This is a genomic window from Streptomyces sp. NPDC003697 (assembly GCF_053587115.1).
Window position 1 is genome coordinate 1 of record NZ_JBSFNN010000026.1, and the last position, 13,907, is coordinate 13,907.

The 13,907-nt window shown below is 70.1% G+C and carries 7 protein-coding genes; 4 read left to right on the forward strand and 3 right to left on the reverse strand.

Translation table 11 applies throughout. The annotated features are described in order from the left end of the window. Positions 1–332 precede the first annotated feature (332 nt). Positions 333–1,067 carry a dienelactone hydrolase family protein gene (locus ACWDNY_RS13470; protein ID WP_451645877.1) on the reverse strand — a complete coding sequence of 245 codons (735 nt, stop codon included), beginning with the start codon at positions 1,065–1,067 and terminating at the stop codon, positions 333–335. Between the two features lie 607 nt (positions 1,068–1,674). Between ACWDNY_RS13470 and ACWDNY_RS13475 the strand changes: the two genes are divergently transcribed. Continuing rightward, a complete protein-coding gene (locus ACWDNY_RS13475) occupies positions 1,675–4,470 on the forward strand; it encodes an aconitate hydratase (protein WP_451645878.1) in 2,796 nt (931 codons plus the stop codon). A gap of 126 nt (positions 4,471–4,596) precedes the next feature. On the opposite strand, the gene ACWDNY_RS13480 is transcribed toward ACWDNY_RS13475, so the two are convergent. After that, the gene (locus tag ACWDNY_RS13480) at positions 4,597–5,670 is read right to left on the reverse strand and encodes an NAD(+)/NADH kinase (RefSeq protein ID WP_451645879.1); all 1,074 of its coding nucleotides are present in this window, start codon (positions 5,668–5,670) and stop codon (positions 4,597–4,599) included. 339 nt (positions 5,671–6,009) lie between these two features. After that, positions 6,010–9,813, reverse strand: a complete 3,804-nt coding sequence (locus ACWDNY_RS13485; protein ID WP_451645880.1) for a GH92 family glycosyl hydrolase — start codon at positions 9,811–9,813, stop codon at positions 6,010–6,012. Between the two features lie 574 nt (positions 9,814–10,387). On the opposite strand from ACWDNY_RS13485, the gene ngcE reads away from it, so the two are divergent. Genes ngcE through ACWDNY_RS13500 form a run of 3 tightly spaced genes read left to right on the forward strand, consistent with a single transcriptional unit; the run spans position 10,388 to position 13,741 of the window. Continuing rightward, entirely contained in the window at positions 10,388–11,839 is a 1,452-nt protein-coding gene (gene ngcE / locus ACWDNY_RS13490; protein WP_451645881.1) for an N-acetylglucosamine/diacetylchitobiose ABC transporter substrate-binding protein, read from the forward strand. 49 nt (positions 11,840–11,888) lie between these two features. Then, positions 11,889–12,815, forward strand: coding sequence for a carbohydrate ABC transporter permease (locus ACWDNY_RS13495; protein WP_451645882.1), 927 nt, complete (start codon positions 11,889–11,891; stop codon positions 12,813–12,815). Positions 12,816–12,817: 2 nt separating this feature from the next. Further along, positions 12,818–13,741 carry a carbohydrate ABC transporter permease gene (locus ACWDNY_RS13500; RefSeq protein WP_451645883.1) on the forward strand — a complete coding sequence of 308 codons (924 nt, stop codon included), beginning with the start codon at positions 12,818–12,820 and terminating at the stop codon, positions 13,739–13,741. Positions 13,742–13,907 lie beyond the last annotated feature (166 nt).

Here is a 13,907-nt window from a genome sequence, read left to right on the forward strand (position 1 = left end):
GGCCGGCCGTATGGGGCCGCTGGGCCGATCGGGTGACCCACCCGTCCCCGACCGCGTGGCCCGGCGCGCCCCCGGGGGCGCGCCGGGCCGCATGGCGCGTGCGGCCGCCCCGGCCGTGTGGGCCCACCCCGGCCCGTGCGGGTTCGGCGCCCCATGCGAGGGCGGCGGCGAGTGAGCGATTTTGCCGTGCCAGTCGAGAGCTCCCGGACGAAGTCGGGCTGCTCGCCGGCCATCCATCGCTCGGTGGCCAGGCGGGCCGACGGGTCGGTCATGTCGACATCGGTGCGGCCCGCCCAGCCGTCTGCTTCAGGTTCGGTTTCCGAGTGGGAGCTTCAGTTGTCGGCCAGTGTGCGGTTGAGGAGGGGGAGCAGGCGGTCCCAGTGGCGACGCAGTCCGGCGGGGTCGAAGGCGTCGGTGTCGGACATGGTGAACCCGTGGACGGTGCCGGGGTAGATCTCGGAGGTGTAGCCGACGCCCGCGGCGTCCAGGTCCCGGTTGAGTTCCTCCAGGGCCTCGGGCGTCAGGTCGCTCTCGGCGTGGCCGAAGTGGACCTGCGCGGTGAGGTCAGCGAGTGCATCGGGCCCGTCCGCGCCCACGGGACCGTGGAATGCGGCGACGGCGGCCACCTGCCCGGGGTGGGCCGAGGCGGTGCGCACCGCCAGGAGGCCGCCTATGCAGTAGCCGGTCACCGCGACCGGTCCGGCGGCGACCTCCGGCTGGGCGGTGAGGAACTTGAGGTAGGCGTCGGCGTCGCTCAGGGCACGTTCGGCGGTGTGCGCCTCGATCAAGGGCATCAACTGGGTCATGAGCGCCGGCCGGGCCTCTTCCCCGATGTGCTCGGGAAGGCCGATGACCGGTGCCGGGCCGTGCCGGTAGAAGAGGTTCGGAACGAGCACGTAGTACCCGTGCCCGGCCAGTTCACGGGCCATCTCCCGCAGCACCGGCCGGATGCCGAAGGCGTCCGGGTACATCAGTACCCCTGGGTGCTGGTCGCCGCGGTCCGGGAAGGCGGCGAAGGCGTCGGCCTGGCCGTCCGTGGTGGAAATCCGGAGCGTCTTGGCGGGCATGCATTCTCCTGTCGTGGTCGATGTGTCGAGCCTGTGATCAACACGACGGAGGCGGAGCCCGCGCGGCAGCGCCGGACCCTCGACCGAGTAGTGGGGCCGCACCGGCCCGTACGGCGCTCAGAAGGGCACCGGGTAACCGATCCGTGTGTGGCGCAGTGCCGTCCCGGTATTCATGACCGCACAGCCTAACCCGCCGGGCAGAAGCCGTCGCGGCGCCGGGTGGGGGGCAGAGGGCGGCGCTGCCGATGACCTGCGGCGTCCACGTACGACAGCTCGACGTACGGCCCTGCGAGATGCACCCCAGCCGGTACGGCCACCAGCACCCGCAGCGCGATCACGTACGGCTACGTTCACTGAGGCGGAAGGCGGAACGACCGGGTTCGCTGAGTAAACGCCTCGATTCGATGAGAGCGGTCACCCAGGGCGGGGCATGACCATTCGGCCCCCATGTACTAGAGTTATCTCGACATCGAGATATCTGCCGAGTCGCCCCGCAGCGGCCGACGCCAGTAAGGGCGACCTAACTTAGCCTTACCTTAGCGGATCGGCCGATCCGTCCTGGCGGCAGGATTGCGGTGGTACGCGCACATCAATGAAGGAGACTGTCGTGTCGGCGAACAGCTTCGACGCCCGCAGCACGCTGCAGGTGGGCGACGAGTCGTACGAGATCTTCCGGCTTGACAAGGTCGAGGGCTCGGCCCGACTGCCTTACAGCCTGAAGGTCCTGCTGGAGAACCTGCTCCGTACCGAGGACGGCGCGAACATCACCGCCGACCACATCCGCGCGCTCGGCAGCTGGGACTCCCAGGCCCAGCCGTCGCAGGAGATCCAGTTCACGCCGGCCCGCGTGATCATGCAGGACTTCACCGGCGTGCCCTGCGTCGTCGACCTCGCCACCATGCGTGAGGCCGTCAAGGAGCTCGGCGGCGACCCGGCGAAGATCAACCCGCTCGCCCCCGCCGAGCTGGTGATCGACCACTCCGTCATCGCCGACAAGTTCGGTACCAACGACGCCTTCAAGCAGAACGTCGAGCTCGAGTACGGCCGCAACAAGGAGCGCTACCAGTTCCTGCGCTGGGGCCAGACCGCCTTCGACGAGTTCAAGGTCGTCCCGCCGGGCACCGGCATCGTCCACCAGGTGAACATCGAGCACCTGGCCCGGGTCGTCATGGTCCGCGACGGCAAGGCCTACCCCGACACCCTGGTCGGCACCGACTCGCACACCACGATGGTCAACGGCCTCGGCGTCCTCGGCTGGGGCGTCGGCGGCATCGAGGCCGAGGCCGCCATGCTCGGCCAGCCGGTCTCCATGCTCATCCCGCGCGTCGTCGGCTTCAAGCTGACCGGCGAGCTGCCCGCCGGCACCACCGCCACCGACCTGGTGCTGACCATCACCGAGATGCTGCGCGAGCACGGCGTCGTCGGCAAGTTCGTCGAGTTCTACGGCGAGGGCGTCGCCGCCACCTCGCTGGCCAACCGCGCCACCATCGGCAACATGTCGCCGGAGTTCGGCTCCACCGCCGCGATCTTCCCGATCGACGACGAGACCCTGAACTACCTGCGCCTGACCGGCCGCTCCGAGCAGCAGGTCGCCCTCGTCGAGGCGTACGCCAAGGAGCAGGGCCTCTGGCTGGACCCGAACGCCGAGCCGGACTTCTCCGAGAAGCTCGAGCTGGACCTGTCCACGGTCGTTCCGTCCATCGCCGGCCCGAAGCGCCCGCAGGACCGCATCGTCCTCGCCAACGCAGCCGCGCAGTTCAACAGCGACGTCCTCAACTACGTCCAGGCCCCCGAGCAGGAGTCGAACGGCGTCGAGTCCCCGGTGGACGAGGCCGTCGCCGAGTCCTTCCCGGCCAGCGACCCGCCCGCCTACGGCGACACGGAGAACGGCGCCGGCGCGCCGCGCCACAGCGCCGTCGTCCCGGGCCCGGGCCCGTCCAAGCCGGTGACCGTCACCGCCCCCGACGGCACGCAGTACGACCTGGACCACGGCGCCGTCACGGTCGCCGCCATCACGTCCTGCACCAACACCTCCAACCCGTATGTCATGGTCGGCGCCGCCCTGGTCGCCAAGAAGGCCGTGGAGAAGGGCCTGACCCGCAAGCCGTGGGTCAAGACCACCCTGGCCCCGGGCTCCAAGGTCGTCATGGACTACTACGACCGGGCCGGCCTCACCCCGTACCTGGACAAGCTGGGCTTCAACCTGGTCGGCTACGGCTGCACCACCTGCATCGGCAACTCCGGCCCGCTGCCGGAGGAGGTCTCCAAGGCCGTCAACGACAACGACCTCGCCGTCGTCTCGGTGCTGTCCGGCAACCGCAACTTCGAGGGCCGGATCAACCCCGACGTCAAGATGAACTACCTGGCGTCCCCGCCGCTGGTCGTCGCCTACGCCATCGCCGGTTCCATGAAGGTGGACATCACCAAGGATCCGATCGGCACCGACACCGAGGGCAGGCCGGTCCACCTGAAGGACATCTGGCCCTCCGAGCAGGAGGTCAACGAGGTCGTCGCCTCCGCGATCGGCCAGGACATGTTCGCCACCTCCTACCAGGACGTGTTCGCCGGCGACGCCCAGTGGCAGTCGCTGCCGATCCCGACCGGCGACACCTTCGAGTGGGACCCGGAGTCCACCTACGTCCGCAAGCCCCCGTACTTCGAGGGCATGACGACGGACCCGGCCCCGGTCGAGGACATCGCCGGCGCCCGGGTGCTCGCCAAGCTCGGCGACTCGGTCACCACCGACCACATCTCGCCGGCCGGTGCCATCAAGGCCGACACCCCGGCGGGCCAGTACCTCACCGAGCACGGCGTCGAGCGCCGCGACTTCAACTCCTACGGTTCCCGCCGCGGCAACCACGAGGTGATGATCCGCGGTACGTTCGCCAACATCCGCCTGCGCAACCAGATCGCGCCGGGCACCGAGGGCGGCTACACGCGCGACTTCACGCAGGAGGGCGGCCCGGTCTCCTTCATCTACGACGCGTCGCAGAACTACCAGGCCGCCGGCGTCCCGCTGGTCGTCCTGGCCGGCAAGGAGTACGGTTCCGGCTCGTCCCGCGACTGGGCCGCGAAGGGCACCGCGCTGCTCGGCGTCAAGGCCGTCGTCGCCGAGTCCTACGAGCGCATCCACCGCTCGAACCTCATCGGCATGGGCGTCCTGCCGCTGCAGTACCCGGAGGGCCAGAACGCCGAGTCCCTCGGTCTGACCGGCGAGGAGACCTTCTCCATCTCCGGCGTCACCGAGCTCAACGAGGGCACGACGCCCCGCACGGTCAAGGTCAGCACCGACACCGGTGTGGAGTTCGACGCGGTCGTCCGCATCGACACCCCCGGTGAGGCCGACTACTACCGCAACGGCGGCATCATGCAGTACGTGCTGCGCAGCCTGATCCGCAAGTAGGCGGCAGGGCACGACGCGGGCGAAGGGCCGCGTCCCCGGCGACGGGGGCGCGGCCCTTCGCCGTGCCCCGCGGCGAGGGGACCGGGCGCCGGGGCGGGCCGCTGCCGCCCCGGGTCCGCCGGAACGTCACTCGGCACCCGCCGGACGGGTGGGCAGGGTCGGCATGGCCAGATGGGCCAGGTCGCCCGGCGGCGGGGTCGTCACCGGCCACAGCGGAGCGGGCGTGCCGTCGGCGACCGCGGCCGGGGCGTCGGTGAGGTTCATGCGCTCGCGCAGCCGGCCGTAGAAGTCCATGGGCCCCAGACGCACCGCGCGCAGCCTGCGGGGCGCCGCGTACACGCCGATCCAGTCCCCCGGGTCGAGGACGCCGCGCACCTGGCCGTCGATGCTGACGGCGGCCCGGCCGGAGCGTTCGAGCACCCGGAACCCGATGGCTTCGTCCGGGGCCGCGACGACCGAGCGGTTGAAGGCCATGTGCGGTGCCACCGGGGTGAAGACGAGACCCTCCGCCCGCGGCGAGACGACGGGGCCGCCGGCGGCGAAGCTGTAGGCGGTGGAGCCGGTGGGCGTGGCCACCATCAGCGCGTCGGCGGAGTAGGACGCCAGCAGGCGGCCGGCGAGGTAGACGCCGACCGACACCTGGCGGTCCCGGGAGAGCTTCTCCAGCACCACGTCGTTCAGGGCGGCCACGTCCAGGGCGACGCCCCACTCGCCACCGGTCTCGCAGTCGGCGCGCACACGCGGAGCCGGCAGCAGCGGGCCGCGGCCGTAGCGCATGAGGGTCTCCATGTCCGAGGGCACCTCCAGACGGCGTGAGGCGCGCATGGTGAGCAGCATGCGCTCCTCGACCTCCAGCCCGCCCTCGTGCACGGCGTCCAGCGCCGCGCGCACCCCCGTCGCGGGCACCTCCGTCAGGAAGCCCACCCGGCCCAGGTCGACACCGAGGACGAGGGCGTCGATGGCGGCCGCGAGCCGGGCGCCCCGCAGGAAGGTGCCGTCGCCGCCCAGGGTGACGATGAGGTCGGGGTTGCCGGCCGCCGCGACCTCGTCCCGGGCACTGCGCCGCTCGGCGCCGTGCCACACGTCGATGTCCGTGCACGGCACGTCCTGTTCGGCGCACCACGTCCGGACGGTGTCCGCGGCCTCCGCGGCCTCCGCACGCCCACCGTGCACGACCAGGCCGATCCGGCTGACCGCCATGTCCGTCTCCCCGCCACCTCGCCGTCCAGGGACCCATACCACCGCCGAGGCCGCTGCGACCCCGCCGCCGGCCCGTGCGTTTGCCGCCTCGGTGGCGGGCGCACGGGGCGCCGGCCGCGGCCACCGACCGGGTGCCCGCCACCGGTGACCCGACGCAGGCCATCCTCACCACCGCCGGTCCGCGCCCCGGGACGCCACGCCGCCGCAGGACGACGACTGCCCGGGACGGCGGGGTGCCGCCGCCACGTCCGCCGGGCGGCCCGGCGCGCCACCGGCTGAGGCGGCACGGCGAAGGGGGCGGGCCCGCCGGGCCCGCCCCCTCACTCCTGCCGGTGCGCGTCAGCCCAGCAGCTCCACCTCCGCCAGCGTCGCCTCGCCGTCGAGGACCAGGCGGTACCTCTGGTACGTCCCCGGGGCGGCGATGGTGAACGGCCTCGTCTGCCTGGCCCAGGCGAAGGACTCGCCGGAGCGCCGGTCGACCGTCTTCCACCCGGTGCCGTCCGCGGACGCCTGGAGCGTCCAGCCGGTGGGCGCCGTCGCGCGGTCCGCCGACGACGTCAGCGTGTACTGGACCGCCTCGGTGCCGCGCGCGGCCGGCAGGTCCACCGTCGTCACCGTCGCGCTCGTCGCCGACGTGTCGTCGAACAGGGCGCCCGTGCCCTTCAGGACGTCGGCGCGCGGTGCCGGGACCTCGTCGCCGGTCGTGATCGACACCGGCGCCGCGTTCTTGCCGGTGCCCCACGACGACGGCCGCGGCCCCATGTCGAACTGCACGACGCCGCCCTTGGCCAGTAGCGAGTGCGGCAGGGACGTCGACGTCCAGGTGCGGCCGTTGACCTTCACACCCTGCACGTAGACGTTGGTGCGGCTGTTGCGCGGCGCGCTGACCACCAGGTCCCGCCCGTTCTCCAGGTGGACGGTGGCCTTGGTGAACAGCGGCGAGCCGATGGCGTACTCGCCGCTGCCCATCACCAGCGGATAGAAGCCGAGCGCGGAGAACAGGTACCAGGCCGACTGCTCGCCGTTGTCCTCGTCGCCGTGGTAGCCCTGCCCGATCTCGCTGCCGACGTAGAGCCGGGACAGCGCCTCACGGACCTTCGCCTGCGTCTTCCAGGGCTGCCCGGCCGCGTCGTACATGTAGAGCACGTGGTGCGCGACCTGGTTGGAGTGGCCGTACTGGCCCATCCGCACGTCCCGCGCCTCCGTCATCTCGTGGATGACGCCGCCGTAGGAGCCGGCGAACTCGGAGGAGGCGGTCTCCGGGGTGGCGAAGTACTGGTCCAGCTTGTCCGCCAGGCCCTTGCGGCCGCCGTAGAGGTTCGCCAGGCCCCGGCTGTCCTGCGGCGCGGTGAAGGCGTAGCCCCAGCCGTCCGTCTCGGTGTAGTCGTGGCCCCACACGCGCGGGTCGTACTGGGCGGAGTCCACGCGCCAGTCGCCGCCGGCGTCGCGGCCCTGGAAGAAGCCCGCCTTCGGGTCGAACAGCTTCACGTAGTCCTGGGCGCGGTTGAGGAAGTACCGCGACTCGTCCAGGTAGTGCTTCTGTCCGGTCCTGCGGTACAGGGCCTCGCCCATCCGGGCGATGCCGTAGTCGTTGACGTAGCCCTCCATCGCCCAGGACAGGCCCTCGTGCGTGTCGGTGCTCGTGTAGCCGAGGAAGGGGGAGGTGCTCATGCCCTTGCGGCCCACGCCCGAGGCCGGGGGCACCACCGTGGCGTTCTTCACCGCCGCGTCGTAGGCCGCCTTCGCGTCGAAGCGGACGCCCTTGACGTAGGCGTCGGCGAAGGCGACGTCCGAGGACGTGCCCGTCATCAGGTCCGCGTAGCCGGGGGAGGACCAGCGCGAGGTCCAGCCGCCGTCCTTGTACTGCTGCACGAACCCGTCGACCATCTCGCCCGCCTGGTCCGGCGTCAGGAAGGAGTACGCGGGCCAGGTGGTCCGGTAGGTGTCCCAGAAGCCGTTGTTCACGTACACCTTGCCGTCGACGACTTTCGCGCCGGTGTGCGTCGTGGTGTCCGGGCCGGACGCCGGCGAGAACGGGGAGGCGTAGCGGTAGGAGCCGCCGACCTTCTCGAAGCCGGAGTTCGGGTACAGGTACAGCCGGTAGAGGCTGGAGTACAGCGTCGTGAGCTGGTCCGGGGTCGCGCCCTGGACCTCGACCCTGCCGAGGATGCCGTCCCAGGCCCGCTGGGCGCGCTTCTCGACCGTGGCGAAGGACGTGCCGTCCGGTATCTCCTGACGCAGGTTGTCCTTTGCCTGGTCGACGCTGATCAGCGAGGTGGCCAGACGCAGCGTCACGGTGCGGTCGGCGCCCGCCGCGAAGCGCAGGTGGCCCTTGACGCCGCTGGAGGAGCCGTCGGTCACCGGCTTGTCGAACACGCCGTAGACGAAGAGCCGGGTGGCGCCGGTCGACAGCCCGGACTTCACGTCCGAGTAGCCGGTGACCGTTCCGTGCTCCTTGTCCAGGGTCAGGCCCGCCTGGTCGGTGGCGTTGTCGAAGATCACGCTCGCGTCGTCACCCGGGTAGGTGAAGCGCAGCGCCGCCGCGTGGTCGGTCGGCGCCATCTCCGCCCGCAGCCCGTTCTCGAACCGCACCCCGTAGTAGTACGGGCGCGCGGTCTCGTTCTCGTGCCGGAAGGCGAGCGCCCGGGCCGTGCGGCCGGTGTCGGGGGTGCCGGACGCGGCGGACGGCATCACCTGGAACGTCTGCCGGTCACCCATCCACGGGCTCGGTTCGTGGCTGGCGCTGAACGCCTGGATCGTCGGCAGGTTGGCGGTGTTGTTCGCACGTGCGTACTCGTACAGCCAGCTCAGCGAGGAGGCGTTGGTCACCGGCGTCCAGAAGTTGAAGCCGTGCGGGACGGCCGTCGCCGGGAAGTTGTTGCCGCGCGAGAAGCTGCCGCTGGAGTTGGTGCCGCGGGTGGTCAGAGCGTAGTCCGACAGGTGCGCCTTCGGCTTTTCGGGCGCGACCGGACGGATCGTCACGTCGTCCAGCCAGCCGCGGAACCTGGCCGGGCCGGTGGGGGAGTCGTAGCCGAGGAGGATCCGGTCGACCGTCCTGCCGGCGGCCACCGTGCCGATCGACGCCTCCACGGTGTTCCACTGGTTGACGTACAGCGTCTTCGCCGCGCCCTGGCCCCGGGGGGTCAGGGCGAAGCCGTGGGCGTCGGTGCCGCCCAGGTCGCTGAGGTAGGTGCCGTCGGTGAAGGCCAGGTCGACGGCGACGTTCGTGGCGTCGTAGTCGAGGTCGCCGTCCGCCATGGACGGAAAGATCCGGTACGACAGGCGGGTGTCGCGGGCGACCTTGACGTCGACGTCGAAGACCTTGTTGTAGGAGTGGGCCGACCCGGTCGCCGTGTGCCGTCCCGCGTAGCGCAGGGCCCTCGTCCCGGTGAAACCGGCACCGGCCTTGGCGGTCGGCGAGCCGGCCGGGCCGCGGTCGACGAGCGTGAGCATGTCCTGCGGCACGGGGCCGTCGCCGCCGCCGGTGGAGAACTGGACGTCGGCGAGCTGGAGGATGCCGGAGGCGCCGTTGTTCTTCGTGACCTCCAGCCGGAAGTGCTGGTACTCGGCCGGCTCGGCGAGGCTGTACGTCTTCGTCGTCAGCCGGGCGGAGAACGCCTCCCCGGAGCGGGTGTCGAGCGTCTTCCAGTCCTTGCCGTCGGCGGAGCCCTGCAGGGTCCAGTCCCTCGGGTCCCGCTCGGCGTAGTCGTTGGCCGAGGTGAGGGCGTACTGCGTGATCCGCACCGGCTTGTCGAGGTCGAACTCCACCCAGCCGGTGGTCCGGAACGTCAGCCACTTGGTGCCGGACTCGCCGTCGGCGAGGTTCTGCGCCACCTCGCCCGAACCGGCGTTCTCACCGTCGGCCCGGACGTCGGTGACGTGGTCGTTGACATTGCCCGGAACTCCCGAACTGTAGCCGCCGTCCACGCCCGAGGCCCGCTTGCTGCCGTCCGGCGCGGTGTCGACGGTGTTCAGCCAGTCCGGCGCAGGGTCGTCCGCCTCGAACGACGACGTGAACTCCCGTGCCGCGGCCGGGGCCCTGCCGGGCAGGGCGACCGCGGCCCCCTGGGACCCGGCGGCCATGACGAAGGCGGCCGTGACGACGACCGCCGGACCCCATCTGTGCCGTGCTCTGCGCTGCATACGAAGGCACCCCTCCTGTTCTGTGGCCCGTCCGCTGCGGGGTGCCGCGGCTCGCGCCGGGGGAGCGCCTGCGCGGCCCCTCGGGTCCCCACCTGGTCGCACGCCCGGCACGAGGCCGCCCCCACGGCTCGCGAGCGAGCGCCGGACAACGTTGTCACCTCTGTGCGCACGACCAGTAGGGGTCAAGTGGCCAGGGATGTCAAGGGTGTTGTTCGAGGCACACGGGCGCAAAGTCGCAAATTGCTCGGCCGGGGAATGTGTGCAGGGCTCATATTTCCGCGAGGTCTCAACTCGGAAAAGACCCTCGGTCAACCTTGCATTCGATCTTGCTCCGTCGGCCGGAAGTGGACTATACCTGTCGGCGTCCGCAGGGCCGTCCCGCTGGTCGCAAGCGGACACCGGGGGGAGCGGAATGGGTGGTTCGGCCGGTGACACGCGCCAACCTCCTTGCTTTTCGGCCGAACCCGGGACATGACGCACGAAGTACTTCCTGCACGACCCAGCTTCACCTGACCGCGGTGCCGGGGAGGATCCGGTTCACCGCCTGAGTCCTGGAGAAGGCGAGGACTTGAGCATGGGATCCACTTCCGCCGAGAACCACGGTCCGGCAGGCGTCGGCCGCCGCGACCTGATCAAGCGCTCCGCCGCGCTCGGCCTGGTTTCCGTACCTGCCATGAGCCTGCTGTCGGCGTGTGCCAGCGGCGGCGGCGACAAGCAGGGCAAGGCCAAGACCGGCAAGAAGACCGCGAAGAACCCGCTGGGCGTGAACGACGGCGCCCGGATGGAGTTCGTCCTGTTCGACGGCGGATTCGGCAAGGAGTACGCCGAGGACGCCGTCGAGATCTACAAGAAGAACTTCCCGCAGGCCACGGTGAAGTTCGCCGCGACGCAGAAGATCCAGTCGACGCTCCAGCCGCGGTTCAACCAGGGCAACCCGCCGGACCTCATCGACAACTCCGGCGCCGAGCAGATGGACATGGGCGTCCTCGTCGGCAAGGAGCAGCTCGCGGACCTCACCCCCCTGCTGGACGCGCCGTCCTACGACGACCCCGGCAAGAAGGTCCGCGACACACTGCGCCCGGGCATCGTGGAGATGGGCCAGTTCGACGGCGACAAGGTGTGGATCCTGTACTACGCCTACACGGTCTACGGGGTCTGGTACTCGCAGAAGGCCCTGGACTCGCTCGACGAGAAGTACCCCGAGACCTGGGACGAGATGCTCAAGGTCTGCGAGAAGGCCAAGAAGAAGGGCATGGCGGGCTGGACGTACGCGGGCAAGTACCCGTACTACATCCCCTTCTCGCTGTACCCGATGATCGGCAAGGTCGGCGGCCGCGAGGTCCTGGACGCCATCGACAACCTGGAGCCGAACGCCTGGAAGCACCCGGCGGTCAAGGCCTGTTTCGAGGCGTACTACGAGCTCTACCGCAAGGGCTACGTCCTCAAGGGCACCCCCGGCCTGGACCACATCCAGTCACAGACCGCCTGGGCCAAGGGCAAGGCGCTGTTCCTCCCCAACGGCTCCTGGGTGGAGAACGAGTCCGCGAACGTCATCCCGAAGGACTTCGGTCTGGCCGTCTCCGCGCCCAGCGGCCTGGACGCCTCCGACAAGCTGCCGTTCGGCACCATCTGGGCCTCCGGCGGCGAGCCCTTCGTCGTGCCGGCCAAGGCGAAGAACGCCGAGGGCGGAATGGAGCAGCTGCGCATCATGCTCAGCGAGGCGTCCAGCAAGAACTTCACCTCCAAGGTGAAGTCGCTGACCGCCTACAACGGCGGCACCGACGGCATCGAGCTCACCCCCGGCCTGAAATCCGGCGTCGCGGCCCTGGAGAAGGCCGGCGCGAACGTGGTGAATCCGCGGCTGCAGGACTGGTACGTCCAGTTGGAGAAGGAGAAGATCGGTGTGGCCGGCCTCGGCGAGATGATGGCCGGCCGCCTCACCCCGGCGGAGGCCATCAAGAAGATCCAGGGCTTCGCCGACGAGGCCGCGAAGGACACGTCCATCAAGCACTACAAGCACCAGTGAGGAACCGTCACCAGCGGCAACACCCGCCCAGAGATCGGGGTCGGCAGTAATGCAGCACGGCAAGTACCGGTTCATCGTGGGGTTCCTCGCGGTGCCCCTGGGGCTGTACGCGCTTTTCGTCGTCTGGCCGTTCATCCAGTCCATCTATTACTCCTTCACGGACTGGACGGGCCTGAGCCCCGATTTCAAGATGGTCGGTTTCGACAACTACCGGAGGATGCTCGACGACAGCATTTTCTGGAAGTCGTTGCAGCACAGTCTGCTGTTCGCCCTGCTGCTGCCGCTGGTGACGATCGGCCTGGCGCTGTTCTTCGCCTTCATGATCAATGTGGGAGGACGGCGGCGCCGCGGCGGACCGGTGATCTCCGGCGTCCGCGGCTCGTCGTTCTACAAGATCGTCTACTTCTTCCCGCAGGTGCTGTCCATCGCCATCGTCGCCCTGCTGTTCGCTTTCGCGTACAACCCGGACAGCGGGGCGGTCAACTCGCTGCTGCGCGGGATCGGGCTCGACGGCGTCCAGCCCCTGTGGCTGGGCGACCCGAACCTCGCCCTGTGGTGCGTGATGGCCGTCCTCGTCTGGTCCACGGTCGGCTTCTTCGTCGTCCTCTTCTCCGCCGGTATGGCCTCCATCCCGGCGGAGATGTACGAGGCGGCGCTGCTGGACGGCGCCAGTCGCTTCACCACGTTCTTCCGGATCACCCTGCCGCTGCTGTGGGACACCGTGCAGTCCGGCTGGGTGTACATGGGCATCCTGGCCCTGGGCGCCGAGTCCTTCGCGGTCGTGCAGATCATGACGACCGGGCCGGGCGGGCCGGACTACTCGACCACCGTCATGGTGCTGTACGTGTACCAGAAGGCGTTCCGGGACGGCCAGGCCGCCTACGCCACCACCATCGGCGTCGCCCTGCTCGTCGTCACGCTGGCCTTCGCGGCGGCCGTGATGCGGCTGGGCCGGCGCGAGCGGCTGGAGTTCTGATCATGAAGACGACCGAGACCCCCGCCCCGGTACCGGCCGAGTCCGGCGTACCCGTCACCAAGACCGACGCGCCGGCCGTGCGGCCGGCCCGGCCCCGGCGCGAGGGGGGCGTCCTCAATGCCTTCTCGCACGGCATCCTCGTGCTCTGGGCGATCATGGTGGTGATGCCGCTGGTGTGGGCGGTGATGACGTCCTTCAAGGACGACAGCTCCATCTTCGGCTCACCCTGGTCGCTGCCGGACCGGCTGCACTTCGACAACTGGGCGCGGGCCTGGAGCGACGCCCACATGAGCGACTACTTCCTCAACACCGTCCTGGTGGTGGGGGGCTCGCTCGTCGGCACGCTGGTGCTCGGTTCCATGGCGGCCTATGTGCTCGCCCGGTTCGACTTCCCGGGCAACCGGTTCGTCTACTTCCTGTTCGTCGGCGGCATGAGCTTCCCGATCATGCTGGCACTGGTCCCGCTGTTCTACGTCGTGAACAACATGGGGCTGCTGAACACGATCCACGGGCTGATCCTGGTCTACATCGCCTACTCCCTGCCCTTCACGGTCTTCTTCCTGACCGCGTTCTTCCGGACGCTGCCGACCTCGGTGGCGGAGGCCGCGTTCGTGGACGGGGCCTCGCACACCCGTACGTTCTTCCAGGTCATGCTGCCGATGGCCAAGCCCGGCCTGATCAGCGTGGGCATCTTCAACTTCCTCGGGCAGTGGAACCAGTACATGCTGCCGACGGTGCTCAACACCGACCCGGACAAGCACGTCCTCACCCAGGGTCTGGTGCAGCTCGCCGTCAGCCAGGGGTACAAGGGCGACTGGTCCGGCCTCTTCGCGGGCCTGGTGATGGCGATGCTGCCGGTACTGGCGGCCTACATCATCTTCCAGCGCCAGGTGGTGCAGGGTCTCACGGCCGGCGCCCTGAAGTAGCCCAGGGCTTTCGAGCTCCCCCTGTGCGCCCCTGCACGCCTCCGTGCACCAGTCGCCGCCCCCGTGCCGTTCCGGACGCCGGGGGCGGCTTCGGCGTGCCCGGCCCGGGGGCTTTCGCAGTGTGTCCAAGGACGCGGAAAGGGTTCAACCTCTTGACGGGAGGCAA

Excerpts from the sequence above, each read along its gene's own strand:
- ACWDNY_RS13470 (WP_451645877.1), bottom strand. The coding sequence starts at position 1,067 with ATGCCCGCCAAGACGCTCCGGATTTCCACCACGGACGGCCAGGCCGAC.
- ngcE (WP_451645881.1), top strand. The coding sequence starts at position 10,388 with ATGGGATCCACTTCCGCCGAGAACCACGGTCCGGCAGGCGTCGGCCGC.
- ACWDNY_RS13500 (WP_451645883.1), top strand. The coding sequence starts at position 12,818 with ATGAAGACGACCGAGACCCCCGCCCCGGTACCGGCCGAGTCCGGCGTA.
- ACWDNY_RS13495 (WP_451645882.1), top strand. The coding sequence starts at position 11,889 with ATGCAGCACGGCAAGTACCGGTTCATCGTGGGGTTCCTCGCGGTGCCC.
- ACWDNY_RS13480 (WP_451645879.1), bottom strand. The coding sequence starts at position 5,670 with ATGGCGGTCAGCCGGATCGGCCTGGTCGTGCACGGTGGGCGTGCGGAG.
- ACWDNY_RS13485 (WP_451645880.1), bottom strand. The coding sequence starts at position 9,813 with ATGCAGCGCAGAGCACGGCACAGATGGGGTCCGGCGGTCGTCGTCACG.